This window comes from Enterococcus sp. DIV2379, from assembly GCF_050542965.1.
GTDB lineage: Bacteria > Bacillota > Bacilli > Lactobacillales > Enterococcaceae > Enterococcus_D > Enterococcus_D entomosocium.
Genome location: NZ_CP172938.1, coordinates 464,513 through 489,900 on the forward strand (window position 1 = coordinate 464,513; position 25,388 = coordinate 489,900).

Sequence of the window (25,388 nt, forward strand, 5' to 3'; positions counted from 1 at the left end):
GGGAGAACAAAATGAAAAAATTACTATTAACGGGAATCGCAGCAGCAAGTGTATTTTTATTAGGGGCGTGCGGCAGCAGCAATGACACCACAACCAGTGCCGCTGACAAAGAAGAAGTGATCGTCGGCCTAGACGATACCTTCGTACCGATGGGCTTTAAAGACGACCAAGGCAACATCGTTGGGTTTGATGTGGATTTAGCCACAGCGATTTTGGATCTAACAGGAACCAAAGTCAAATTTCAACCAATCGATTGGTCCATGAAAGAAACCGAACTAAGCAATGGCACCATCGATATGATCTGGAACGGGTATACCAAAACCGCAGCTCGTGAAGAAAAAGTATTGTTTACAGATACTTATATGGAAAATAAACAAGTCTTGGTCACAGCGAAATCAAGCGGCATTACTAGTTTTGATGATATGGAGGGCAAAGTCTTAGGTGCCCAAGAAGGTTCTTCTGGTTATGAGACCTTCAATAACCAACCGGAAGTTTTGAAGGATCTCGTAGACGGCAATGACGCAACCTTGTATGCCAGCTTTAATGAAGCCTTTATCGATCTAGAAAACGGTCGGATCGACGGTCTTTTGATCGACCGCGTCTACGCAGAATATTATTTGACTCAAACAGGCAAAACCGATGACTTCAACGAAATCGAAAGCCCCTTTGAAGCAGAAGATTTTGCTGTAGGTGTGCGTAAAGACGATCAAGCCATGGCAGATAAAATCAATGATGGCTTGAAAGAATTGCAAGACAATGGCACCTTTGCTGAAATCTCTGAAAAGTGGTTTGGCGAAGACGTCACACCAAACTAAAACAAGTCAACAAGAGGCACTGGCTGCTTAGCAGCTGGTGTTTTTTTCATCATTTAAGAAATTTTCGCGTAAATTCTAGCACCTAACCAAAATTTCTCACAGGAAAACTTTTGTTCGCCTTCTTTTTTCGTTATAATAGGGAAAGATGAAAAGAGGGATAGAAATGGCGCAAAAAAAACGCGCAAAGAAACGCAAAACAAAAAAACAACAAAAACAGCAAGAGAAATTAATGCTGGTCGGCGTCGGCCTGCTCTTTGTCTTGTTTTCGATATTTGGCTTTTTCCATTTAGGTTTTTTAGGAACCTTGATTGCCAACGGGTTTCGGATCGTTGGCGGAAACACGTACCAATTTTTGAGTGTTGCCCTAGCCGCTTATGGTGTCTGGTTAGCGATCAAAACGACCGATGCTCGATTTAAGAGTATTCGGCGAGTGATCGGCTGTGTATTGGTGTATTTTGGTTTACTGATCATCCTCCATGCGCAAATCTTTAGTAATGTGGTGGGAGAACAAGCCAATATCTTCCAAACGACGTGGATGACGCTGTTAGGCGATATTCGGCGCAGCCAAGTGACCCAAAATGTCGGGGGCGGAATGATTGGCGCCATGCTTTATGGGGCGACCTATTTTCTTGTTTCTCAGATCGGCAGCTACATCATCGCTGTTTTACTCATGCTGATCGGGGCGTTCTTGTTCAGCCAAATGAGCAGCCACGAGTTAGTGGAGCACCTGCAAGCAGCTGGTGACAAGCTGCAGCGGTTGTTAGAAGGCTCAGCAGAAAAGCAAGCCGAACGAGAAGCCCGCAAAGCGGAACGAGCAGCAGAGAAACAAGCGGCGAAAGAAGCCAAAAAAGAAGCCGAGCGAGCAGCAGTCATGGCGGAGATCAAAGAAAAGAATCAAGTCCGACCAATGACAGAAGACGAAAAATCAGCAAAAGAACAGCAGATGCAAGCGCCAGCTGATTTTGAACCAGAGCAGCTGAGCTTTGTACCCATCGACCACTTCCAAGAATTGCCGCAAGCGACGGGACCAGAGGCCGCTCAAGCACCGCATCCAGCAGGAAACAAACCGGGACCAAGCAAAAAGGTCAACGAAGACGGGGAGATCCTCGATGACGATGGTGAAGTATTGGAATTTGAGATTTCGGAAGAAGCTGAAAATCGTGATTATGAATTGCCTTCAGCGCAATTACTCGATTCGATCCCTTCAACGGATCAAAGCAGCGAGTACAAAAAGATCGAACAAAATATTGGTGTGTTAGAAACCACCTTCCAAAGCTTCGGTGTTGACGCAAAAGTCGTCAAAGCTAGCTTAGGACCAGCAGTAACCAAATTCGAAGTTCAACCAGCAGTAGGGGTCAAAGTCAGCAAAATCGTCGGGTTGACCGATGATATCGCCTTAGCCTTGGCCGCCAAAGATGTGCGGATGGAAGCGCCGATCCCAGGGAAATCATTGATTGGGATCGAAGTTCCAAACAGCGCAGTCAGCATGGTTTCATTCCGAGAAGTGATCGAAGCCCAACCAGATCATCCAGATAAACTATTAGAAGTACCTTTAGGACGCGATATTTCTGGCCGTGTCCAAACGGCAGACTTAACGAAAATGCCCCATCTCTTGATTGCCGGATCGACCGGGAGCGGGAAGTCCGTAGCCATCAACGGCATCATCACCAGTATTTTGATGCGGGCAAAACCCCATGAAGTCAAACTGATGATGATCGACCCGAAAATGGTTGAATTAAATGTTTACAATGGGATTCCCCATCTCTTGACACCCGTTGTGACCAATCCTCGCAAAGCGGCGCAAGCGTTGCAAAAAGTGGTCAAGGAAATGGAAGAACGCTACGAAAAATTTGCGGCAACTGGGGTCCGAAATATTACTGGCTACAACGATTTAGTAATCAATAAGAATTTAGAAGATGGCGAAAATCGTCCGATCTTGCCATTCATTGTGGTGATCGTTGATGAGTTAGCTGACTTGATGATGGTTGCTAGCAACGAAGTCGAAGATGCCATCATTCGTTTGGCACAAATGGCGCGGGCAGCTGGTATCCATATGATCTTAGCAACGCAACGACCAAGTGTGGATGTCATTACAGGGATCATCAAAGCCAATGTTCCATCACGGATGGCGTTTGCTGTTTCCAGCGGTGTCGATTCTCGGACCATCATTGATGGGAACGGGGCCGAAAAACTGCTGGGCCGCGGCGACATGCTGTATCTGCCGATGGGTGAGAACAAACCGATTCGGGTCCAAGGGGCCTTTATTTCCGACCAAGAAGTCGAACGAGTGGTTGAATTCGTGACAGATCAGCAAGAAGCCAATTATGAAGAAAAAATGATGGTCACTGAGGAAGAAACGAGTGCCGGCAGCAGCGGACAACCGCAAGATGAGCTGTTCGAAGACGCCAAAGCCCTTGTGGTGGAAATGCAGACCGCCAGCGTTTCTCTCTTGCAGCGACGTTTTCGCATCGGCTATAACCGAGCGGCTCGGTTAGTGGATGAATTAGAAGATCAAGGCGTCGTTGGCCCTTCTGAAGGCAGCAAGCCACGGAAAGTCTTGATCGAGCCGCAACCAGAAGACATTCCTACCTTTGATGAATAAGGAGAACACCAGACCAATCCAATGAGAGAAAGGCGAGATAGCAATGAAACGCAAACACATTCTTTACCGTGATGTTGCCGATAAGCTCAAAGAAGACATCATGTCGGGTCGCTACCCGATTGGTTCATTTTTACCGACGGAAACAGAATTGGAAGCTACCTTCAATGTCAGCAAGATCACTGTCCGCAAAGCCATCGAATTGTTAGCGGCAGATGAGTATGTGGAAAAACGCAGCGGACGTGGGACGACGGTTTTAAGCAATCGCCCCTACAACAAGCTGTCAAAAGGCACGACGTTTAGCCAATTGCTTGAAAAGACCGGCAAGGAATACACAAAGAAGAACCTCAGCTATGAATTAGTCGAACTTGCGCCTGAACACCCTGCGTATTCTTTGATGGGCAAAGAAGTCATGCGTTTACGTCGCATGTACTATTTTGACCACCAACCTTTTATTTACTATGAGTACCATTTGCCAAAGCAACTAAAGGGAACCTCCATCGAGGTCTTTGAAGAAAAATCATTGTATCGCCTATTGGATGAACATCGAATGATCATCGATCGCTTTCAAGATGCGTTTGTGGCAACGACGTTGACTGAAGAGCAACAGAAGTTTATGATCACGCCGGAGGTCGCTGCCTTGAAACGAACCCGTTATTCGTATGATCTACAAGGAGAAGTGGTAGAATATACAGAAGGGATCTATAACACTGCCTTGCATCCGTATATGATCGAATTTGAAGCCTAGTCATTGATTAGGCTTTTTTAGCAAAAAGTGGTACCAAAATCAGAAGTGGAGTGTGAAATACATGAGAAAAATCGCCTTTTTAGGAGCCGGTAACATGGCAAAAGCTATCATTAATGGCTTGATTGCAGCAAAGCTGTATGAACCAGCAGAGATCTTGGTTTATAACCATCGCTACGAGCCGACTTTGGCACAATTAGAAAAAGAAACCGGGATCACTGGGACAACTAAGCTGGCGGATGTCACAGAAAAAGCAGAGATCTTCGTCTTAGCAGTCAAACCTTTTGTCTTTCCCCGCTTGCTTGCTGATTTAAAAGCAGGATTGACTGAGGAACACTTGCTAGTATCCATTGCCGCGGGTGTGACGATCGCGCAAATGGAAGAAATCATCGGTGCGCACAAAATCGTGCGGGTCATGCCAAATACCCCCGCACTTGTCGGCGAAGGGATGTCTTCTATCAGCCCCAACGGTCAAGTAACGGAAGCCGAAGCCAACGAAGTCAAACAACTTTTTGAAAGCCTTGGGAAAGCCGAGCAAGTACCAGAAAGCATGATCGATGCAGTCATTGGTGTCAGTGGTTCTTCGCCAGCCTACACGTATTTATTCATTGAAGCTTTGGCAGATGGAGCAGTGGCAGAAGGTATGCCGCGGCCGATGGCGTATGAATTTGCTGCTCAAGCGGTATTAGGCGCAGCGAAGATGGTACTAGAGACGAAGGAACACCCAGGTGTCTTAAAGGATCGTGTCAGCTCGCCTGGGGGCACAACGATCCAAGCAGTCAAAACCTTAGAGGAAAATGGCTTTCGTGCGGCTGTCATCAAAGCAGTGCAAGCAGCTGCTGACAAAAGTCGGGAAATGTCTTGATACCCAGTGAGTGAGGGGAAAATCTTAGCAAAACGAAGGAGCGTTTATGAAAGAACTTTTGATTTTTGATTTTGATGGATTGTTAGTCGATACTGAGAAAGTCTATTTTGATGGGTGGTTGGCTCTATTTAAAAAGTATCAGCTTCCGATTACAGCCGCTGATATTTTTGGTTGGCGTGGTCAAAGTTGGCAACAGACGGCTAGTAAATTAGCCGACCTCGTAGGCGGTCAGCAGCGGGTGCAGGAATTACGAGCAGAACGGGAAGTCTATATTGCCCAGCAAATAACTGATGGCACCTTCAAAACTAAACCCTATGCGAAAGAAACCATCGCATTGGCTAGGGAGAAAGGCTTCCAAACGGCACTAGCCACCTCGACGATGAAAAAAAGAGCCTCTGAATTGTTGGCGCATTTCGATTTGTTGCAGGCCTTTGACTATCAGACCTTTGGCGATGATGTCTCCGCCCATAAACCTGATCCCGCACCTTACTTGCTGACTTTAGAAAAAGCGCAATTCGCAGCAGAAAAAGCATTAGTCATGGAAGATTCTCTTGTGGGAGCAACAGCTGCGACACGTGCGGAGATCGATGTCGTGTTGATTCCCGATCAAAGTTTTGATCAAGTCTACTCCCCAGAAGAGAAGGCCGGACTTCAGTTATATGGCGAAGCCACCTCACTGAAATATGTGTATGATTTATTGGCAAAGGATCAACTGAAATAACACCTAAAAAAGCTTCCTTTTCGTTGCAGAAAAAGGAAGCTTTTTTTGTGAAGAAAAGACCGGTAAAAAAACAGTTCAAAGGATATGAGTGGTTTGTTTTTCGCCATCATGGTAAAGTTAAAGAAAGTTTAACAATAAGCGAAAAAAAACAAAAAGTAAAGGGGTTTCATTTTGACAAAAACGTCCATTTGTCAAAAGGACTTTTCTTGGTCGATCGTAGCCGTTGGCGGCGGGGGAAAAACATGGTAAATTATCCTTCGACGAAGAACTAGTGGGGGAAGAAAAAAATGAATAAACTAAAGAATGTTTTCTATTTATATAAACTGGACTGGAAACGAATTTTCAGCAATCCAATCTCTGCATTTTTGATCATTGCCTTAATGATCTTACCCTCGCTTTATGCGTGGTTCAATATCAAAGCACTTTGGGATCCATATGGCAACACCAGTGAATTGCCAATCGCCGTGTATAGTGCGGATAAAGGGGCAGAATTTCAAGGCAAGCATATCGATATCGGTGATGAAGTCATCGACACCCTCCATGATAACAAACAGTTAGGCTGGCGTTTCGTGGATTCAAAAGAGGACTTGGTAGAAGGGGTCAAATCAGGAAAATATTACGCCGGTATTTATCTGCCAGCTGATTTTTCAGATGATCTGATCAGCTTTACCAGCGGGACAATTGAAAAACCGACCATTGAGTATTACAGCAACCAAAAAATCAACGCCATCGCACCAAAAATCACCGAGAAAGGAGCTAGCAGCCTTCAAGAAGAGATCTCACAGAACTTTATTGAAACCGCCAGCTCTACGTTAATAAAAGTCTTCAATGAAATCGGTTATGACATTGATTCCAACTTAGTCAGCATCAACAAAGTCAAATCCATGATCTTAGATACCGATGACAATTTGGCTACGATCGACGGTTATACGAAAGAGATCGTCACCTTGCACGATAAGTTTCCAGAAATCAAAGAAAAGATCGCAAAAGCCGAAGAATTTACCGATTATATTCCGCAAGTGGATGCCATGGGGGAAAAACTGATTGGCCTAAACGATAAGCTGCCGACATTGAAGAAAGAAGCCAGCATCATTTTGACCTTGCAAGAGAAGATCCCAGAGATCCAAAATGCCGGCAAACAATTGAAGATGATCGATGATGATTTTGATGACATTGCCAGCACCATGACGGACGGCATCGATACCGCCAAACAAGGACTGCAAGTCATCGAACAAGTTCAAGCCGCGTTACCACAGATCGAACAACTAGGCGACCAAGCCGCCAGCTTCGCCACAGCGACCAAAGATGGGGCGCAACAGTTGCAAGATGCCCTGCCAAGTATTTCTAGCAGTGTGAAGGTGACGATTGAGTTGATCAGTCAAGTGGCAACAACTACTGCTGGGCTGACAAGTACGATTCGTCAAGCACTAGCTGACAATGAACTAACGGATGAAGAGCGTCAAGCAATCAGTGCAACGATCACTGACTTTCAAAAGAACATCCAGCAACAACAAGCAGCCTTGGATTCCTTGATTGCCTTTTTAACCAATATTCAGAATTCCGGTAGTAACGCCGATTTAGAAGGTATCATTACGCAACTAAGCAATGCTAAAACATCGCTAGGAGTTTTATCTGACCGCTTATCGCAATTGAATAACCTTGTTCAAAATGGGTCTGTTGATGAAATTACAGCGTACCTCGATCAAGTTACCGCAGCTGCTCAAAACATCGCTGATCTCATGAACAGCATCAATGTTGATTCAATCACTGTAACCATCAACGACATCCTAACCAAACTAATCGAAACCATCACCACAGCCGAAGATGTCTTGAAAAAAGCCCAAGAAATCGATTTTGACTCGTTGCTGTCTTCCACCAAATCAGTGGTCAGCAATGCCGTGACGATTTTGGAAAAATACCAAAAAGAATTGCCTGCCATCAAGCAAGAATTGCACGATGCCAATACGATGCTGAATGGTCATATGGATGAAATCGTCAATGCCATCAATAAAGGAGCCGACCTTTACAACAACGAATTGCCAGTTGTCGAAGAAAAATTAGGGTTGGCCGTAGACTTCTTGCAAAACGATTGGCCAACCATCAAATCAGAAATCAGTTCTACGATGGCGATGGTGGATGAAAAACTGCCAGAAGTTGAAAAAGCCTTGGATGCGGCTGTTGATTTAATCAATAACGATTGGCCAAGTATCAAAGCAGGCATCCACAAAGCCGCTGATGCGATCCGAGCAGGAGAAAATGAAGTCGATCTTGGGGAGGTCATCAAATTATTGAAACTTGATGCCACGGATGAAGCCGACTTCTTCAAACAACCAGTGGAATTAAAAAGCAATGAAATCTACCCAATCGCCAACAATGGTTCAGCGAGCACACCATTTTATACCGCATTGTGTTTGTGGGTAGGGGCATTATTGTTGTCAAGTGTCGCTACAACGGAGTATCATTTAGAGAAGAAAGACAAAAAACGCTTTACACAACGTGAAACCTTTGTGGCACGGATGCTGACGTTCTTGACGATGGCAGTCGCCCAAAGTTTGATCGTGACCCTAGGAAATATGTTTTTATTAGGCGTCGATGTCCACAACCCTGTGTACAGTGTCTTCTTCGCATTACTCGTCGGACTCGCCTTTATGATGATCGTCTACGTACTGGCGGGACTGTTCGGCAACCTCGGGAAAGGGATCGCCATCATTATTTTGGTTCTCTCCATTTCAGGTGGGGGAGGAAACTACCCAATCCAAGTCTCTGGGAAGTTCTTCCAATTCATTAATCCGCTACTGCCGTTTACTCATGCGGTCAATCTGTTAAGAGAATCAGCCGGTGGGATCTATTGGCCAAATGCTATCCCGCAGTTGATCATTTTAACGATTTTGTTCCTAGTCTTTGGGATCGTCGGTACGTACGCGTATCCTTATCTAGTCAACTCTACGAAGAAACTAAGTGACATTTCCAAAGAAAGTCATTTCTTCCACTAAAATCTTAAAGCAGAAAGAGCATTTGTTCTTTCTGCTTTTGTGCCATCACGTGAAATTTCTAATAATCAAAAGAGGGAAAAAGGGTCGTTTTTTCATCTGATTTTCATTGACTTTTCGCGGTTACAAGAGTAGCATACAGTCTTGATAATTCAATATTTGTGAGGATATCGTTACAAGTTTAACGAAGGATTTTTTCATGAAAAGGAGTGTAGAAAAAGTGGAGTATTTGAAACGTTTGTTGGTCGGACGTCCATTGAAATCCGCAGAGAATGATGAACAAAAACTGAGCCGGACGGCGGCCCTTGCGTTGCTATCTTCTGATGCTTTGTCTTCGATTGCTTATGGGACAGAGCAGATCGTTGTCGTATTAGTGGCACTTTCCGCTGCTGCTATCTGGTATTCATTGCCGATCGCTGCTTTTGTTATTATTCTTTTGATTTCATTGACCTTGTCTTACCGCCAGATCATTCATGCTTACCCTCACGGCGGTGGGGCATATGTAGTAAGTAGTGAAAATTTAGGGAAAAATGCGGGCCTGATTGCCGGCGGCTCTCTATTGATCGATTATATGCTGACAGTGGCAGTATCCGTCTCAGCAGGGGCAGAAGCCATCACTTCAGCTGTGCCGGCGTTGTTCGGTCATCAAGTGGCCATTTCTGTCGTGATCGTAATCTTGATCATGATGATGAATCTGCGAGGGTTGCGAGAATCAGCTAGCTTCTTGATGATTCCTGTCTACACCTTTATCGCAGTGATCACAGTCTTGATCGTGGTCGGTTTGTACAATATCGTAACGGGTGCGCAACCGTTAAATGCAACCGCACTACCGGGAGCGGTCGTACCTGGGGTATCCGTGGCCTTGATTTTACGGGCTTTCTCATCAGGTTCCTCTTCTTTGACAGGGGTCGAAGCGATCAGTAACGCGGTGCCGTTTTTCAAAAAACCACGGGCGAAAAATGCAGCTGCGACCTTGACAATCATGGCGTCGATTTTAGGATTCTTCTTTGTCGGCATCACTTTTATCAACTATTGGTATGGTATCGTACCAGAAACAGAAGTGACCGTCCTATCTCAAATCGGTTCTGCCGTTTTTGGTCATGGGTTTATGTACTACGTTTTGCAATTTGCTACGGCACTGATTTTAGCAGTTGCCGCAAATACCGGATTTTCAGCTTTCCCCGTGTTGGCGTATAACCTAGCGAAAGACAAATATATGCCGCATATGTATCAAGACCGTGGGGACCGTCTTGGCTATTCGAACGGAATCATCACCTTGGCTGCTGGTTCCATCGTATTATTGTTTATCTTCCAAGGATCGACCGAGCGTTTGATTCCTTTGTATTCCATTGGGGTATTTATTCCTTTTGCCTTGTCCCAAAGCGGAATGGTGATCAAATGGAGAAAAGAAGGCAAAGGCTGGTTCTTTAAATCGATCGCCAACATCGTTGGGGCTTTGATTTCCTTTGCGATCATTGCCATCTTGTTCGTGTATCGCTTAGGCGATATTTGGCCATTCTTTATTATCATGCCGATCCTCTTGTATATCTTTTACAAGATCCATGATCATTATAAGAAAGTCGCAGAACAGCTGCGGTTGGAAAAACAAGAAGCACTACATGTTTATGAAGGAAATACCGTGATCGTTTTAGTCGGAAATGTTACCCGAGTAAATATCGGCGCATTGAACTATGCCCAATCGATTGGTGATTATGTCGTAGCGATGCACGTATCGTTGGATGAAGATGTGAAGAAAGAAAAAGAAATCGAACAAGAATTTAAGCAAAAATTCCCAGACGTGCGTTTCTCCGTCGTTCATTCTTCTTATCGTTCGATTGAAAATCCCATCTTACGTTATGTGGATCTAGTCAGCCGCAATGCAGCCAAACACAATTACACAACGACCGTCATCATTCCACAGTTTGTCCCAAGACGTCGCTGGCAAAATATTTTGCACAACCAAACAAGCCTGCGCTTGCGTTTCAGACTCTCTTGGCGTGAAAACATCATTGTAAGTACGTACAGTTACCATTTGAAAAAATAACAAAAACGCTAGTTTAGCGACCTGATTCCCAAAAGAAATGTTTGGGTCAGCCGCTAAGACTAGCGTTTTTTTTTAGCTATAAAACATTTTTAGTTTGATATCTTGATCGTAATTCCCAAACCCCTTGCCAAAGAGGGTACAACCGCCGACATGCTCGGCATCTTCTTTGACTTCCACTTTTAAATGCCACGTATCTTCGTAGGCAGGTATATCCTTGATCGTAATGTCGGAAAGAGGAACACCTTCCATGTAGGTTCCATGATCCATGATGCGGATCGTCTTCAATAACCCGTACTGATTAAGATTGTCTGGATACCAATCCGGTGTATACTTTCCACGAATGTCTGCAAAATCCCCTGGGCTAGTCCATGTACCAAGCTCCACACCATTTAAGCTGAAGGTGATGTCTGAAGGCCAGTTGTTATTGGAAAAAGGAAATTCAGACGAAACCTCCATTGAGATCTCCATCATTTCGAGTTTTTCTTCTTTTGCTAAGAAGTTTGGCGATTGGTATTCGACAAATCCTTTCGTAAACCACAAGATGCGGGCATCCATTCGTCGGGGATCCATGAAAAACTTCGGTTCATCTACCATTCCCACAAAATCAGCTGAAGTAGCAAGCCCGCACGTTGGTTCTACCGAATAATTTGTATAATGACCGATCGGTATCGCCGTTTCTTTCGTATCAAAGGCATTAAAGATTTTCTCTGGAAAGTTGATATCGATATGGTCCACTCTCAAACTGGAAATCTTTTTTTGCCCCACACGCTCTGTTTTGATGATTTTGGCTTCTTCTAATTTTTTGATGTGCATCGTAATGATAGCGCTGCTTAAGCCCAACTCTTGTGCCAACTCTTTGACATTCATCTTGTTTTTAGCCAGCAATTGAATGATTTTGATTCGCACGTTACTGGCAAGTGCCTCATAGACAGGCAATGCTTCTTGATTGATTTCTAATTGCATCGTGTCACCTCCGCTTAAACTGTTTGATTTACTTGAATGTTAACATATTTGCTAATTTGTGTAAATAGCGTTGTTTATTTCGCTAGTTATTAATATATTTATTAATTAACATAGATATTATCCTTGATAAATTAATCAAAATATTGTTGACAGCGATTACAAATCAAGTTATGATTTATTTGTAAATTGAAAGTGTTTGCAAACGCTAGAAATGAATAATGCAATTATAAATGCTGGGATAGCAAATAAGAGAAGGAGGATAGGCGTGTGTTCGGCTTCAAAGACCAAAATTCAATTTCTATGAAAGAGGGAAAAACATGAAGAAGAAACTTATTATTATTGGTGCTTTAGTTGCAGTCATTGCAGTTGCCCTTATTGGTTTTAATCGTTATCAGGCAGCGGAAAAAGAAAAATACACGATTAATTTTTGGTCACCCCTTACTGGTGATGATGGCGCTTATATGGATCAGATCGTAAATGAATTCAATGAACAATCAGGTTCCGATTATACAATCAATCATGTGATCACGTCTGATATGTATACTAAATTAAGTACGGTTGTTAGTTCTAAAAGTGGGATTCCAGATTTGACTTTGATGCATTCTTATAAAGTAGAGGAATTTGTCAATTCCGATATTATTGATCCGGTTGATCGTCTGGTTTCTTATCAACCTGAGTTAGAAGAAAGCAATTATTTAGATACAGCGTGGAATGCAGGAAAAATCGGCGATACTCAATATACGATCCCATTAGATATCCATGCCAGTGCCATGTATTACAATCAAGATCTTTTAGAAAAATACAATGTCACTTCTTGGCTAGACGATAACATCGTGACGTTTGATGAAATGATGTCATTAGCAGGGCAGATGGAAGAAGGCGATTATGTCGTAAATAATGCGTTACTTTCTTGGGTTATCTTAGCGCAAATCCGTAACTTAGGTGGCGCAATTTCTGACGATGCTGGGAACCCGACGGTGAATACGCCAGAAATGAAAGAAGCGTTAGAAAAAATTAAAGCGTTAACAGATGCAGGTTTGATGACACCTTATGGAGAAGATGGGTATTTGATGTTCCAAGGCGGAAACGTACTCTTATCAACAGATGGTACTTGGACTTCCACCGCTCATGATGCGGTTGAGGGATTGAATTGGGGCGTAACAAATATTTATTCGACTTCAGATGACATCGCAACTAACCGAGCAGCTTCTCATATGTTTGGCATGTTGAAGAGTGAAAGCAGAACAGAAGAAAAAGAAGAAGTAATCGCACAATTTTTAGAATTCGTTCGTACAAACTCGATCGAATGGGCAAAAGCCGGTCAAATCGTTGCAAGTAAAGATATTTTAGAAAGTGATGATTACCAACAATACCCACAATCATTCTTTACTTCTACACCAGAGGAAGAAGAAACACTTTACATCTTTGACTACGTTTATTTCTCTTATGTCTTAGAAGCATTAGATGTTTATAGTACAGATATCGCTTACGGTGAATTAGATATGGATGAAGGATTAGCAACGATGCAACAATATGTCGAAGATAAGATTGCAGAAGTAGCTAGATAAGTGAAGGGGGGATAATTCTATCCCCTTTTCCAATTTTTAGAAGGGAATGAAAGGAATGAAAAAAAAGAGCATTAACTGGGCATCGATCGCATTCATTGGACCACACATGGTACTCTTTATTATTTTTGTATGTATTCCAACGATCTATGGTATTTATGCTTCATTTACGCAATGGAATTTGATCTCTGATCCAGTCTGGGTCGGTTTTAACAACTATAAAACATTATTGTTTGATAGTTCCTCGACATTCTATACCCAATTTTGGAATGGTTTGAAAAATACCTTTATTTTCGTTTTGATCATGGTGCCGTTACAAATCATCATTCCACTGATGATTGCAGCTGCATTGCAACATAAAAAAGTGAAGCTGAAAGGACTTTTTCAAGCAATTCTATATATTCCAGGTCTTATCTCTGTTTCAGCAGGTTCTTTGATCTGGTCATTGATTTTCCACTCTCGATTAGGTGCCATCAATAATATTTTTGGGTTCGATTTCTCTTGGGCTTCGCGACAACCCTATGCATGGATCTTGATTTTTGTTGTCAGCATTTGGGGAGCGATCGGTGGTAACATGATCATTTATCGCTCAGCTTTAGCGGGTGTCAATGAAGACCTTTATGAAGCGGCAGAGATCGACGGAGCTGGAGCATTCCAAAAATTCTTGAATGTGACCTTGCCATCTATTCGCTTTCCACTGTTATATACGATCGTGATGACAACTGCTGGCGCATTTAATGTCTTTGCACAGCCTTTGATGATGACAGGTGGAGGTCCAAACCAAAGCACGACTGTATTGATGATGTATATCCGCTCACTGGCTTTTAGTCAAGGAGAATCAATTGCAGGAATGGCTTCGGCAATGGCAGTCATCTTAGGATTGATCATTATGTGTGTGTCCGTATTTCAATATTTTCTTTTAGATAGAAGCAATACTTAAGGGGGCAAAAAAATGAATACACAAAAGAAACATATACCTAGTATGGTCATCGCATATTTGTTTCTGATCGTTTTATGTATCATCTGGGTTATTCCATTGATTTTTAGCTTTGCCACTTCTTTTCGTTCTCAAACCGAAATCGTCTCTACTGGGTTTCGTTTATTACCCGTAAACTGGATATTAGATAACTATGTAGCGATTTTGACTAATACGTCTACTGCACCAATTATGCAGTGGTTATGGAATTCAATGTTTATCGCAGTCACGCACACTGTTTTAGTTGTGATCGTTGTTTCAGTGACCGCTTATGGCTATGGCAGAATGCGGTTTAAATACCGTGATCGTATCTTTTATCTTTTGATGGGGATCTCGATGTTTCCCGGTGTAGTGAATTTGATCCCGTCTTACAAAATCATTGAAACCTTCGGCTGGGTCAACTCTTCTCTTGCTATGATTATTCCAGGCTTAGCAGGGATGGGAAATATCTTTCTTGTGCGACAGTTTATGAAAGGTATCCCGCTTGAATTTGACGAGTCAGCACGAATGGATGGTGCAGATGAATTTACAATTTTTGCAGAGATCATCGTTCCTTTGATCAAACCTGTGTTGATCGTTGCAGGCCTCTTTTCTTTCACAGGCTCATGGAATGATTTCTTGTGGCCAGTGATCGTGTATACGGATGTTAGTAAGATGCCGATTACAGCCGGTTTGCTATTACTACAAGACATTTATGGCAACTACCGAATGATTGGTCAATTGATGGGCTCGGCATTGATTGCGATCATTCCAACCGTCATGCTGTTTCTATTTGCTCAAAAATACTTCATTGAATCTATGAACTTAAATGCAGGAATAAAAGGATAGTGAAGATCATGAATCGAAAATTGGAAAGAAATTTACTACGTGCCAGTGCGGTCTGGGATGTCTGTATTGGTCTCGTAACGATGTTTGGGTATTATCCTTGGTTTGAAGAACAAGGGATCGCAGCATTTCAAAATCAAAATCAGTATGAATACTTGCAGTCAAGTCTGGTAGGAATGATATCGAAGGTAGTTATGATCGTTGCGTTAGCGACGATTTTGATGGGCGTGATCAGTTGGATCAACGCGAAGAATATGCGAGACAAACAAATAAACAAAGGAACGATACGTTGGATGATCGCCTGTGTCATCATCCATTTGATCATCTATGATGTGATCGGTGTCGTCCTCTATTTACTAGCTACGACGATGTATATGTCTAAAAACAAAGCAATAAAAATACTAAAAACGGAAAATGGAATTTTTTAAGAAGGTGTAGAATTTATGGCAGAAAATTATTTGGAACCGATTGTATTAGAACGTGCAGACCCATGGATATACAAGCATACCGATGGATATTATTACTTCACTGGATCAAAACCAGGGTATCAGGAAATCGAATTAAGGCGTGCGAAAACCTTGAAAGGTCTGGCTGACAGTGAAGTGAAAGTCATCTGGACGGCTCATGCCGAAGGCCCCATGAGTGAGCTGATCTGGGCACCAGAGATTCATTTTATTCAAGGAAAATGGTACATCTATTTTGCTGCTGCAGATCATGGAGAAGTCAGAAATGATCAGCATCATCATCGGATGTTTGCGATCGAAAATGCGAATGAAGATCCCTTTGCAGGCGAGTGGGTAGAAAAAGGACAGATCGAGACGCAATTTGAGAGTTTCAGTTTAGATGCTACGGTATTTGAACACAGGAACCGATTGTATTATGTCTGGGCACAAGCAGATCCAAACATTCCAGGCAATTCCAATCTTTATTTATCAGAGATGGAAAATCCTTGGACATTGCAAGGAAAGCAGATTCTGCTGAGCATTCCTTATTATGGATGGGAAAAAATCGGCTTCAAAGTGAACGAAGCTCCAGCTGCTTTGATTAGAAATGGAAAAGTGATCATTACTTATTCAGCCAGTGCGACGGATGAAAACTACGCGATGGGACTGTTGTGGGCAGATGAGGATAGTGATCTATTGAATGGGTATTCTTGGCATAAGTTGAAGGAACCAGTCTTTTCAAGTTCTGAACAAAATTCCCTATACGGACCAGGACATAACTCCTTTACAGTCGATGAGGAAGGGAAACAAGATATCTTAGTGTATCATGCAAGACCAGAAAAAAATGATTACAGTAATCCTTTAGAAAATCCCAATCGACATGCGTACGTCCAACCGTTTACTTGGAAGAAAAATGGATTGCCTGATTTTGGCGAACCCGGTGTAGTCAAAGGATAGATAAAAGAGAGGGAAAAAATGAATACAAAAAGAAAAATGCTCTGTTTAACCATGTCCGTTTTTTTTACTAGTTTATTTCTTGTTGGCTGTCAAACAGGAGATGCTGCTGAGCAACTTTCACAAAAGGAGTGGGAAACAACGACAAAAAATCGAGTGTCGATTCATGACCCATCGATTACTTCTATTCATGTTGGTGACCAAGAGCTGTTTTACGTATTTGGTTCGCATCTCGCCCAAGCGAAAACAGAAGATTTACAAACTTGGGAAGTACCTTTCACTCACGAATATGAATCAATGGAAGACAATATGATCTATGGTAACACAAAAGAAAATCTAGCTGAGACTTTTGAATGGGCAGGCTACGATGATGCCGATTCAAAAGGTGGTTACAGCCTTTGGGCACCAGATGTCATTTGGAATGCTGATTATGAATGGTCAAATGGAGACAAAGGAGCCTATATGCTCTACTACTCAGCTAGTTCTACGTGGCGGCGTTCAGCGATTGGATTGGCCGTAGCTAAAACAATCGAAGGACCCTATAGCTATGCGGATACCGTGGTCTATTCTGGCTTTACAGAAAAAGATTCGACAGATGGTAGTGAACGCAATACCAACTATCAAAATACCCATTTGGCGAAATTGATCAAAGAGGGGAAAATCAGTGGGTTCAGTGAAAACTGGGCGATCGAAGATGGTCTGACGTATAACACCGATTATGCGCCAAACGCCATTGATCCAGCGTTGTTTTATGATGAAGAAGGGAAACTATGGATGACCTATGGTTCTTGGTCTGGCGGTATCTTTTTATTAGAAGTTGATCCAGCCACTGGAAAACCAATGTATCCTGGGGAAGATAGCACGACGGAAGATGGGCGTATCATTGATCGCTATTTCGGGATCAAGCTTTTTGGCGGCTATCATCAATCAGGAGAAGGTCCCTATATTGTTTATGATGAGGAAACCGATTATTATTACCTATTCGTCACTTATGGTGGTTTAGCAGCAAAAGGTGGTTACAATATGCGACTATTTCGCGCTGAAAAACCAGAAGGACCTTACCTTGATGCCCAAGGAAATAGCCCAATCTTCGAACAAGGGGACCAAAATTCAAACTACGGCATCAAATTGATTGGCAACTACCAATTCTCGTTTCAACAAATGGGGTATCGAGCAGCGGGACACAATTCGGCGATCATCGATGAGAATGGTCAGTGGTCCTTGGTGTACCATACGCGCTTTAACAATGGAACCGAAGCCCATGAAGTGCGGGTCAACAGAATGTATATGAATGAGGAGGGCTGGCCAGTTCCAGCACCCTACGAGTATCGAGGCAATGAACAAATAGCAGATGCTTTGTCAGAAGATGACATTATCGGACGCTATGAAATCATTAACCATGGTACCGACAATGGAACGACCATGCTAAAAACGCAGACAATCGAGCTTCAAAAAGATGGAAGCGTTACTGGTGACTTGACCGGAACTTGGACGTACGATGCGGGAGACTTGGCATTGACTTTTGAAAAAGCGACCTTCAAAGGTATCTTATTAAGTCAGGAAATAACAGAATTTGAGCAGCAAAAATTAACGTTTTCAACGATTGGCGATAATAATGAATCCATTTGGGGAATCAAAGAATAGGAGTATAACAATGACGATTAACATTCAAAACACAAAATCAGGAACAACGATCAGTAAATATATCTACGGTCATTTTGCAGAGCATCTAGGCCGTTGTATCTATGAAGGATTATACGTTGGAGAAGATTCGCCGATCCCAAATAAAAATGGGATGCGGATCGATGTGGTTGAAGCACTGAAAAACATTCAAATCCCTGTGCTGCGTTGGCCAGGCGGCTGCTTCGCCGATGAATACCATTGGAAAGACGGGATTGGTCCTAAAGAAAACCGCAAAACGATGGTCAACACTCACTGGGGCGGCGTGACTGAAAACAATCATTTCGGGACCCATGAATTTTTTGAATTGATCAAGCAGCTGGAATGTGACGCGTATGTCAACGGTAATGTCGGCAGCGGAACGGTGCAAGAAATGTCGGAATGGGTGGAATACATTACGATGGATGGCATTTCTCCGATGGCTGATCTTCGCAGAGAAAATGGCCATGAAGATGCGTGGGAAATGAAATTCTTTGGCGTAGGAAACGAAAACTGGGGCTGTGGCGGCAATATGCGGCCAGAGTACTATGCGGATCTGTATCGCCGCTATCAAACCTATGTCCGCCAATACGGTGACAAAAAAATCTACAAAGTTGCTGGCGGAGCGAATGTCGCAGACTATCATTGGACGGAAACGCTGATGAAAAACGCCCATTGGTTGATGGACGGCCTAAGCTTGCACTACTACGTTCATCCGCAGGGCTGGGAAGAAAAAGGTAGCGCCTTGGAATTTGATGAGGCAGAGTGGCAAGTGACCTGTGAAAAAGCAGCCTACATGGATGAATTATTGACCCGCCACAGCGCGATCATGGACCAGTATGACCCAGAACAGCGTGTGGGAATCATTGTTGATGAATGGGGCACTTGGTTCTCAGCAGAACCTGGGACGAATCCAGGCTTCTTATACCAACAAAATACGATTCGTGATGCCATGGTCGCAGCGATCACCTTGAATATTTTCCATAAACATGCCAAGCGAGTGCATATGGCAAATATCGCACAAACCGTCAACGTCCTGCAAGCGATGATTTTGACAGATGGCGAACAAATGGTGAAAACCCCAAGCTATCATGTCTTTGATTTGTACAAAGTCCATCAAGATGCTGAAACCATTGATAGCCATGGAACTAGCAGTGATACCATTACGTATACGATTTCGAAAAAAGAGGATACGATCCATCTATCGGTTTGTAATTTTGCTACCCAAGGCACGGAAGAATTAACCTTCTCCCTGGAAACAGCGATCAATGAAGTGAAAGAAGCTCGTTATATCGTGGGGGACAAAATGAACGCACACAATGATTTTGATCATCCTGAAGATGTGGTGATCCAAGACTTCACCGCTTACGATGTTAAAGAGAACAAAGTCAGCTTGCGGGTGCCAGCAATGAGTGTTCTCACGATCTCATTGACAGTCTGATCCCATGACTTGTAAAGGATGCGAAGTGAAAGATGCTGCTGCAGCAGCACAGGAAGACATTGAATCCTTGATTGCAGAACAACTTTCTTTAGAAAGCGACTTGGCTTCGCCGGAGATCGTCAGTAGGAGAATCGTTGTTTGTGAGACTTGTCCATTGCGATTGAATCATACCTGTACCAAATGCGGCTGCTTTTATCGGTTTCGCGCAAATTTAGCTAAGAAAAACTGTCCTGCAGGAATGTGGGAACAAACAGGACAGCTCGTCAAGTAGCTGTCCTGTTTGTTTCAATTGGTCAGAAGGATCAACAGATAAAACATTTTTTTGATTACGCTTACATAATCGTTGTAGATACGCTATGATTAAACGAAAAACAATGTTAACAAAGTGGAAAGTGAGCGAGTGATTCAATGAAAATAAATCAACCTGCAGCGCTTGCTTATTATGAAGCTGCGAACCATGGCACAGAAGATTTCCCATTAGCATATTATCCTAATTTAGTGAGTGTTTGGCGAGAATTCTTTTTTGTGCCACATTGGCATAAAGAAATCGAAATTTTATGTGTCCATCAAGGACAGCTAGAATTAGTCGTTAATGGAGTCTCACGCAAGATTAAGGCAAATACGATCGTACTGATTCCTCCCAACGCTTTACACACTGCCTATCGAATCGCACAACAAAGCTGTCGTTTTTCGTGTATCGTTTTTTCTGAACAATTAATCACGAGTCGACAATCAGATAGAATTCAAAGCCAACAAATCGATCCTTTTTTGAGACAAGAAGGTGTTACTTCTTATGTGGATTTTCCAGATAAAAGTCAACAAAGTCTCACCTTGTTTCAACTATTTGATCAATGCTTTATGGGGAAATCGTCCTATCGTGAATTACGTCTGAAAGGGATCGTTATCCAACTCTTGTCATATCTATTAGAAGTTGGGACTGACCAGCCAGCAAAAAAATCAAGCGAGCGCCTCCAAGAAAAACGGGAAAAAATGGTTTTATCTTATATTCATACTAATTATCATGAAATGATCCAATTGCAAGATTTGGCCGATTCTGTTTCCTTAAGTAAAGAGCAATTCACACGATTTTTTAAGCAATCATTTCGAACTTCCCCAATGGCTTATCTAAATCATTATCGCTTGATCCGATCGGCAGAATTGTTGCGAGAGACTGATTTGACCATGGTGGCGATCGCTCAAGCTATCGGTTTTTGTAATAGTAATCATTTTTCTGTGTGCTTCAAAAAGATGTTTGGTGAGACTCCTACACAATATCGGAAAAATGACATGATTACGATAGAACACGCCATAAAATCGAAGGATAGCCCTCTGTAATCCAGCTATACTGAAAAAAAGGAGGGTTCAAAAATGTCGTTTTTTTCAATAGGTGAGAATTACCTCGAATTTCAAAATGGAAATGAAGTCGTGCGTATTATTGCTTGGGGCACGAACAGTTTGCGGGTGGTGAGTGCACCGTCTGGTGAACTAGATTTATCCTGCTGTGCATTATTAACACAAGATTCTAAGGCCGAGGTTGCGATTGAGGGGGATGTAGGAGCTATCGGTAATGGAAAAATCCACGCAGTAGTCACCAAAGACGCAGGCTGGAACAACTATGGCAAGATCACTTTTTACAATCAAAAAGGCGAAGTGATTTTGAAAGAGGCAGCATCTGGCGGTGCGCTCTTGAAGAAGGCGCGGTTTTTTAAGTCGATTATTGGAGGAGATTTTCAACTAAAAGCTACTTTCGAAGCCGATCGTGAGGAGAAAATCTATGGTATGGGGCAATATCAACAGGATATTTTTGATCTAAAAGGGTGTAATTTAGAATTAGCGCATCGAAATTCACAAGCTTCGATCCCCTTTTATTTATCAAACAAAGGATACGGCTTTTTTTGGCACAATCCAGCAATCGGTTCGGTCTCTTTTGGTAAAAATACGACCGAATGGCGTGCCGAAAGTACGAAGCAATTGGATTACTGGATCACTGCTGGAGAGACACCAGCTCAAATCGAAGAACAATTTAGCCAAGTGACAGGACGGGCACCTATGATGCCCGAATATGGCCTAGGATTTTGGCAATGTAAACTTCGCTATGCGACACAAGCGGAAGTAGTGGCGATCGCTAGGGAACACAAAGAGCGGAACATTCCCGTTGATGTACTAGTGATCGATTATTATCATTGGCCGCGCTGTGGTGATTTTCGCTTTGATGAAAATTTCTTTCCAGACCCCAAGGCGATGGCAGAAGAAGTACGAGATAAATATGGAATCGAGCTAATGGTATCGATCTGGCCCCAAATCGACACGCGTAGTGAGAATTTTCAAGAGATGAAAGAACAAGGCTTATTAGTCAAAACGGATCGCGGCATTGATGTACAGATGTTGTTTCATGGGAATAACATCTTTTATGATCCAACAAATCCTAAAGCTCGAAACTATGTCTGGGAGAAAGTATCAAAAAATTATGTCAATAACGGCATTCGCTTGTTTTGGTTGGATGAGGCTGAACCAGAATTTGGTACGTATGACTATGATTCCTATCGTTATTATGTAGGGAGTGTGTTGCAAAAAGGCAATATTTATCCCCGTGAGTATGTTCGTGGTTTTGATGAGGGAGAAGCTTCCTCACAAAAAGAACATTCAATCAAATTGGTTCGTTGTGCTTGGGCGGGCAGCCAACGATATGGGGCATTGGTTTGGTCCGGCGATATTCATTCGACTTACCAAGACTTTCGCAACCAAATCGTTGCTGGCATGCAAATGGGGTTAGCAGGCATCCCGTGGTGGACAAGTGACATCGGCGGATTTCATGGTGGTTCTGTGACAAGTCTAGATTTTCAAGATTTATTGATCCGCTGGTTTCAATACGGGACTTTTTGTCCAGTCATGCGATTGCACGGTTCACGTACTCCCCATAAAAAAATCTTCAAAGCAGATGGTGAAGAAACAGAGCAAACCGGAGCAGCTAACGAAATATGGGCGTTTGGGGAAAAGAACTATGAGATTATGAAAAAATTTATTGGAATTCGTGAATTGATGCGGGACTACTCGCGTGAATTGATGCGCGCAGCTCATGAAAAAGGAACGCCAGTCATTCGACCAACTTTTTATGAATTTCCAGAGGATCGCCAGGTATGGGAACTGACAACACAGTATCTCTATGGTTCTGATATTCTAGTGGCGCCCATCGTTGTAGCGCATGCTACTGAGCGTGAGGTATATTTGCCAACAGGAGCAAAATGGACCGATGCTCGAGATGGAACTATCTATGAAGGTGGACAATGGATTGTCGCACAGGCACAAATTGATTCCTTACCAATCTTTTTGCGAGAGGGAAAACAGAGTTACTTGATTCATGAAGTATAGGCTGGAAATGGTTACGGTCAGTTGTTTGTAAGACTGGTAGGTACCTTGTTGAGAGGGTAAGAACAATATGAATAGAAAAGCAACACAATGTGCTCGGCACATTGTGTTGCTTTCATTGAGAGGACTATTGTAATGGGCTTTTGAGTAACAAGACACCATGAGTAGGAACCTCAGCATCGGCAATTGTTTGTTCTTTTTGTTGCCATAACTCAGTGCCGCTTTTAATTGGTAGTAAAGCAGCGATCGATTTTGGGATGGTTTGCGTTTGATCAGAAACATTGAAAATGGCATAGTAGACTGCTGTGTCGCTCAACGCCTCCCAAATGATCCACTCTTGATCACGATAGAACTCTTTTTTCGTATAAATTCTTCGATACATTTCTAAGACTTCAGTATTCGTCAATAAACGTAAGGTAAAGAGATCGATGTCTGGTAAAGTACCACCAAACATCAATGGAGATTGGAAGATCGTCCATAAACTCATCAATAAGTATTGCTCGTCTTCCGTAAAACGTGTCCAGCTGTCACCACCGCCTCCATCAACTGCTCGAATGCCGATATGACCCAACGGTAGCATATCACAGTCAGGCCAGTTACCTGGACGAACGAAAGGTGCCCACTCTGCTGCTCGGTCAAACATGGCGTAAAGGGCGTCCCAATGATCCCAAAAGTCATCCGTCAAGCGCCACATATTGGCATGATTTTGAAAGAAACTACCATTTTTGAGGGCAGCTGGTCCGGGAGACAAAGAAAGGACGATCTCTCGACCGGATCGATCGATTGCACGGCGAATCGCTTTGATTTCTGCTTTATGGGCATCACCGTAAATTTTCGAATCGCCGATATCATCCACCTTTATAAAGTCAACACCCCAAGAAGCATATAATTCGAGCAAAGAATCATAATAAAGCTGTCCTTCAGGCAATGAAACATCGACCCCATACATATCGGAATTCCAAGGGCAGATTGAATTCATAGCAATGTCTCGTGCCCGTTTATCCGTTCCTTTGATCGGCGTATTTTGATGAACTGCTTGTCGTGGAATGCCGCGCATGATATGGATACCAAACTTCAGCCCTTTTTGATGCAGATAGTCACCAAGTTTTTTGAAACCAGCGCCATCTTTTGCTGAAGGGAAACGGTTCTCAGCAGGAATCAAGCGAGAATAGTCGTCCATACACAACGGATAAAAATCATTGTACCTTGTAGATTTTGCTTCTGGTTCGCTCCATTGAATATCCACGACGACATACTCCCAACCATAAGCTTTCAAATGCTCTGCCATAAAATCGGCATGGGCGATCACTTCTGCTTCGGTCACAGAAGCGCCATAGCAGTCCCAAGAATTCCATCCCATTGGGGGTGTTTGTGCAAAATGTAAAAAAGACATCGATTTCCTCCTAGTACGTTTTTCTTATAGTATAGTAAGCAATAAAAAAGAGAGGGAAAGTTTTGTCTACTAGAAATAAAAAAGAAAGAAATCGTCAACGAATGAAAAAGGAGTTGATCAATAGTGTTTCCACAAGAAACAAACTATGCGAAGATTACAGCATACTATAGTGTTGCCCTTGAGCGTTTTTCCATGAATCCACATCAACACCCAGCGTGTGAGATCATGTTTGTGACCAAAGGGAAGTGTAAGATAAAGGTGCAAGATCAAGTAATTGTTCTGGAAAGAAATGATTTCGTTTTCATAAATGCGTTTGTGGAACACGCCTTACTCGTTGAAGGAGATTCCTGCACATTACTGAATATTGAATTTCTTCTGAGTGAGACACCGTCCGCCCTTTGTGTTCGTGATGTTTTTGCATACATCAAAGGAAATGTACAATGGAATGAGCCTTACGCGAAAAGTCGCGATGTCCGCCAATTTGGACAAGCGATCAAGTCATTGCTGCAGCTGCTAATGATCGATGATACTCAAGAGCAACCGTCTGCTGAACGGCAATTTACGATCGAGCTCTTGTTTAAGCGGATGCTGATGGAATTAGCCTTTTCATTACGTACGAAAGAAACCAAACGGGGCAATTGCTATGTGAACGCTGCGATCGACTATATTCAACAGCATTTTGATGAAGATATTCAAGTCTCCCAAATCGCAACGGCGGTGGGGATTACGAAAGCCTACTTGCATAAACTCTTTCATGAGCAACTGGGAGTGACGGTCAACCATTTTCTCACCAGTGAGCGTCTGAAGCAGGCAGCATTTTTACTAAGCAATAGTCAGCTGCCAATCGTCGAAATTGCCGCTCAAGCAGGATTCAACAGTAGGCAGCACTTTACCAATACCTTTAAACAGAAAAAAGGCATGAGTCCTAAAGTTTATCGTCAAATCTACACCCATCAAATCAAAGAAGAAGCAGGACAACATATATTAGGGGAACATACAGCTTTTTTAAGAATGAAGTAAAGAC

General features: G+C 42.8%; 21 protein-coding genes. 19 read left to right on the forward strand and 2 right to left on the reverse strand.

Features of this window, described 5'->3' with window-relative positions; translation table 11 throughout:
* Positions 1 to 11 precede the first annotated feature (11 nt).
* The 8 genes from IGI92_RS02200 to IGI92_RS02235 all read left to right on the forward strand — a co-directional run bounded on the left by IGI92_RS02200 (position 12) and on the right by IGI92_RS02235 (position 10,779).
* Complete coding sequence (locus IGI92_RS02200; RefSeq protein WP_005232224.1) at positions 12 to 815, forward strand: amino acid ABC transporter substrate-binding protein; 804 nt, start codon at positions 12 to 14, stop codon at positions 813 to 815.
* Between the two features lie 163 nt (positions 816 to 978).
* A complete protein-coding gene (locus IGI92_RS02205; protein WP_430607827.1) occupies positions 979 to 3,417 on the forward strand; it encodes a DNA translocase FtsK in 2,439 nt (812 codons plus the stop codon).
* Positions 3,418 to 3,460: 43 nt separating this feature from the next.
* Positions 3,461 to 4,162 carry a GntR family transcriptional regulator gene (locus IGI92_RS02210; protein WP_005232219.1) on the forward strand — a complete coding sequence of 234 codons (702 nt, stop codon included), beginning with the start codon at positions 3,461 to 3,463 and terminating at the stop codon, positions 4,160 to 4,162.
* Between the two features lie 61 nt (positions 4,163 to 4,223).
* Positions 4,224 to 5,024: a pyrroline-5-carboxylate reductase gene (gene proC, locus IGI92_RS02215; protein WP_008376116.1), complete on the forward strand. Its 801-nt coding sequence runs from the start codon at positions 4,224 to 4,226 to the stop codon at positions 5,022 to 5,024.
* Positions 5,025 to 5,070: 46 nt separating this feature from the next.
* Positions 5,071 to 5,745 (forward strand): HAD family hydrolase, encoded by a 675-nt coding sequence (locus IGI92_RS02220; RefSeq protein WP_430607829.1) that lies wholly within the window; start codon positions 5,071 to 5,073, stop codon positions 5,743 to 5,745.
* A gap of 47 nt (positions 5,746 to 5,792) precedes the next feature.
* Entirely contained in the window at positions 5,793 to 6,017 is a 225-nt protein-coding gene (locus tag IGI92_RS02225; RefSeq protein ID WP_223347157.1) for a hypothetical protein, read from the forward strand.
* A 15-nt stretch (positions 6,018 to 6,032) separates the two neighbouring features.
* On the forward strand, positions 6,033 to 8,738 hold the full coding sequence (locus tag IGI92_RS02230) for a YhgE/Pip family protein (protein ID WP_430607830.1): 2,706 nt from the start codon (positions 6,033 to 6,035) through the stop codon (positions 8,736 to 8,738).
* A gap of 217 nt (positions 8,739 to 8,955) precedes the next feature.
* Positions 8,956 to 10,779, forward strand: coding sequence for an APC family permease (locus IGI92_RS02235; RefSeq protein WP_034872061.1), 1,824 nt, complete (start codon positions 8,956 to 8,958; stop codon positions 10,777 to 10,779).
* A 72-nt stretch (positions 10,780 to 10,851) separates the two neighbouring features.
* Here the strand turns inward: IGI92_RS02235 and IGI92_RS02240 are convergent, their stop codons facing one another.
* Positions 10,852 to 11,742 carry an ArsR/SmtB family transcription factor gene (locus tag IGI92_RS02240; RefSeq protein WP_008376111.1) on the reverse strand — a complete coding sequence of 297 codons (891 nt, stop codon included), beginning with the start codon at positions 11,740 to 11,742 and terminating at the stop codon, positions 10,852 to 10,854.
* A 317-nt stretch (positions 11,743 to 12,059) separates the two neighbouring features.
* Here IGI92_RS02240 and IGI92_RS02245 point away from each other — a divergent pair, with 317 nt between their 5' ends.
* The 10 genes from IGI92_RS02245 (at position 12,060) to IGI92_RS02290 (ending at position 22,974) form a co-directional block, all read left to right on the forward strand.
* Positions 12,060 to 13,310, forward strand: coding sequence for an extracellular solute-binding protein (locus tag IGI92_RS02245; protein WP_430607832.1), 1,251 nt, complete (start codon positions 12,060 to 12,062; stop codon positions 13,308 to 13,310).
* A 46-nt stretch (positions 13,311 to 13,356) separates the two neighbouring features.
* Entirely contained in the window at positions 13,357 to 14,247 is an 891-nt protein-coding gene (locus IGI92_RS02250) for a carbohydrate ABC transporter permease (RefSeq protein WP_176257025.1), read from the forward strand.
* A gap of 12 nt (positions 14,248 to 14,259) precedes the next feature.
* Positions 14,260 to 15,111, forward strand: coding sequence for a carbohydrate ABC transporter permease (locus IGI92_RS02255; RefSeq protein WP_005227285.1), 852 nt, complete (start codon positions 14,260 to 14,262; stop codon positions 15,109 to 15,111).
* Positions 15,112 to 15,119: 8 nt separating this feature from the next.
* A complete protein-coding gene (locus IGI92_RS02260) occupies positions 15,120 to 15,536 on the forward strand; it encodes a hypothetical protein (RefSeq protein WP_008376104.1) in 417 nt (138 codons plus the stop codon).
* A gap of 15 nt (positions 15,537 to 15,551) precedes the next feature.
* A complete protein-coding gene (locus IGI92_RS02265; protein WP_430607835.1) occupies positions 15,552 to 16,508 on the forward strand; it encodes a glycoside hydrolase family 43 protein in 957 nt (318 codons plus the stop codon).
* Positions 16,509 to 16,526: 18 nt separating this feature from the next.
* Positions 16,527 to 18,149 (forward strand): glycoside hydrolase family 43 protein, encoded by a 1,623-nt coding sequence (locus IGI92_RS02270; RefSeq protein ID WP_430607836.1) that lies wholly within the window; start codon positions 16,527 to 16,529, stop codon positions 18,147 to 18,149.
* 10 nt (positions 18,150 to 18,159) lie between these two features.
* Positions 18,160 to 19,605 (forward strand): alpha-N-arabinofuranosidase, encoded by a 1,446-nt coding sequence (locus tag IGI92_RS02275; protein WP_216691251.1) that lies wholly within the window; start codon positions 18,160 to 18,162, stop codon positions 19,603 to 19,605.
* A gap of 4 nt (positions 19,606 to 19,609) precedes the next feature.
* Positions 19,610 to 19,876 carry a DUF6171 family protein gene (locus IGI92_RS02280; RefSeq protein WP_005232191.1) on the forward strand — a complete coding sequence of 89 codons (267 nt, stop codon included), beginning with the start codon at positions 19,610 to 19,612 and terminating at the stop codon, positions 19,874 to 19,876.
* Positions 19,877 to 20,013: 137 nt separating this feature from the next.
* Complete coding sequence (locus IGI92_RS02285) at positions 20,014 to 20,940, forward strand: helix-turn-helix domain-containing protein (RefSeq protein WP_430607839.1); 927 nt, start codon at positions 20,014 to 20,016, stop codon at positions 20,938 to 20,940.
* Positions 20,941 to 20,973: 33 nt separating this feature from the next.
* Positions 20,974 to 22,974, forward strand: a complete 2,001-nt coding sequence (locus IGI92_RS02290) for a glycoside hydrolase family 31 protein (protein WP_430607841.1) — start codon at positions 20,974 to 20,976, stop codon at positions 22,972 to 22,974.
* A 124-nt stretch (positions 22,975 to 23,098) separates the two neighbouring features.
* On the opposite strand, the gene IGI92_RS02295 is transcribed toward IGI92_RS02290, so the two are convergent.
* On the reverse strand, positions 23,099 to 24,364 hold the full coding sequence (locus tag IGI92_RS02295) for an alpha-galactosidase (protein WP_429947016.1): 1,266 nt from the start codon (positions 24,362 to 24,364) through the stop codon (positions 23,099 to 23,101).
* Positions 24,365 to 24,484: 120 nt separating this feature from the next.
* Here IGI92_RS02295 and IGI92_RS02300 point away from each other — a divergent pair, with 120 nt between their 5' ends.
* The gene (locus tag IGI92_RS02300) at positions 24,485 to 25,384 is read left to right on the forward strand and encodes a helix-turn-helix domain-containing protein (RefSeq protein ID WP_086332957.1); all 900 of its coding nucleotides are present in this window, start codon (positions 24,485 to 24,487) and stop codon (positions 25,382 to 25,384) included.
* Positions 25,385 to 25,388 lie beyond the last annotated feature (4 nt).

What these genes read in the sequence shown, in the direction of transcription:
- IGI92_RS02200 (WP_005232224.1), top strand. Translation starts at nt 12, where the DNA reads ATGAAAAAATTACTATTAACGGGAATCGCAGCAGCAAGTGTATTTTTA.
- IGI92_RS02205 (WP_430607827.1), top strand. Translation starts at nt 979, where the DNA reads ATGGCGCAAAAAAAACGCGCAAAGAAACGCAAAACAAAAAAACAACAA.
- IGI92_RS02210 (WP_005232219.1), top strand. Translation starts at nt 3,461, where the DNA reads ATGAAACGCAAACACATTCTTTACCGTGATGTTGCCGATAAGCTCAAA.
- proC (WP_008376116.1), top strand. Translation starts at nt 4,224, where the DNA reads ATGAGAAAAATCGCCTTTTTAGGAGCCGGTAACATGGCAAAAGCTATC.
- IGI92_RS02220 (WP_430607829.1), top strand. Translation starts at nt 5,071, where the DNA reads ATGAAAGAACTTTTGATTTTTGATTTTGATGGATTGTTAGTCGATACT.
- IGI92_RS02230 (WP_430607830.1), top strand. Translation starts at nt 6,033, where the DNA reads ATGAATAAACTAAAGAATGTTTTCTATTTATATAAACTGGACTGGAAA.
- IGI92_RS02240 (WP_008376111.1), bottom strand. Translation starts at nt 11,742, where the DNA reads ATGCAATTAGAAATCAATCAAGAAGCATTGCCTGTCTATGAGGCACTT.
- IGI92_RS02245 (WP_430607832.1), top strand. Translation starts at nt 12,060, where the DNA reads ATGAAGAAGAAACTTATTATTATTGGTGCTTTAGTTGCAGTCATTGCA.
- IGI92_RS02250 (WP_176257025.1), top strand. Translation starts at nt 13,357, where the DNA reads ATGAAAGGAATGAAAAAAAAGAGCATTAACTGGGCATCGATCGCATTC.
- IGI92_RS02255 (WP_005227285.1), top strand. Translation starts at nt 14,260, where the DNA reads ATGAATACACAAAAGAAACATATACCTAGTATGGTCATCGCATATTTG.
- IGI92_RS02260 (WP_008376104.1), top strand. Translation starts at nt 15,120, where the DNA reads ATGAATCGAAAATTGGAAAGAAATTTACTACGTGCCAGTGCGGTCTGG.
- IGI92_RS02265 (WP_430607835.1), top strand. Translation starts at nt 15,552, where the DNA reads ATGGCAGAAAATTATTTGGAACCGATTGTATTAGAACGTGCAGACCCA.
- IGI92_RS02270 (WP_430607836.1), top strand. Translation starts at nt 16,527, where the DNA reads ATGAATACAAAAAGAAAAATGCTCTGTTTAACCATGTCCGTTTTTTTT.
- IGI92_RS02275 (WP_216691251.1), top strand. Translation starts at nt 18,160, where the DNA reads ATGACGATTAACATTCAAAACACAAAATCAGGAACAACGATCAGTAAA.
- IGI92_RS02280 (WP_005232191.1), top strand. Translation starts at nt 19,610, where the DNA reads ATGACTTGTAAAGGATGCGAAGTGAAAGATGCTGCTGCAGCAGCACAG.
- IGI92_RS02285 (WP_430607839.1), top strand. Translation starts at nt 20,014, where the DNA reads ATGAAAATAAATCAACCTGCAGCGCTTGCTTATTATGAAGCTGCGAAC.
- IGI92_RS02290 (WP_430607841.1), top strand. Translation starts at nt 20,974, where the DNA reads ATGTCGTTTTTTTCAATAGGTGAGAATTACCTCGAATTTCAAAATGGA.
- IGI92_RS02295 (WP_429947016.1), bottom strand. Translation starts at nt 24,364, where the DNA reads ATGTCTTTTTTACATTTTGCACAAACACCCCCAATGGGATGGAATTCT.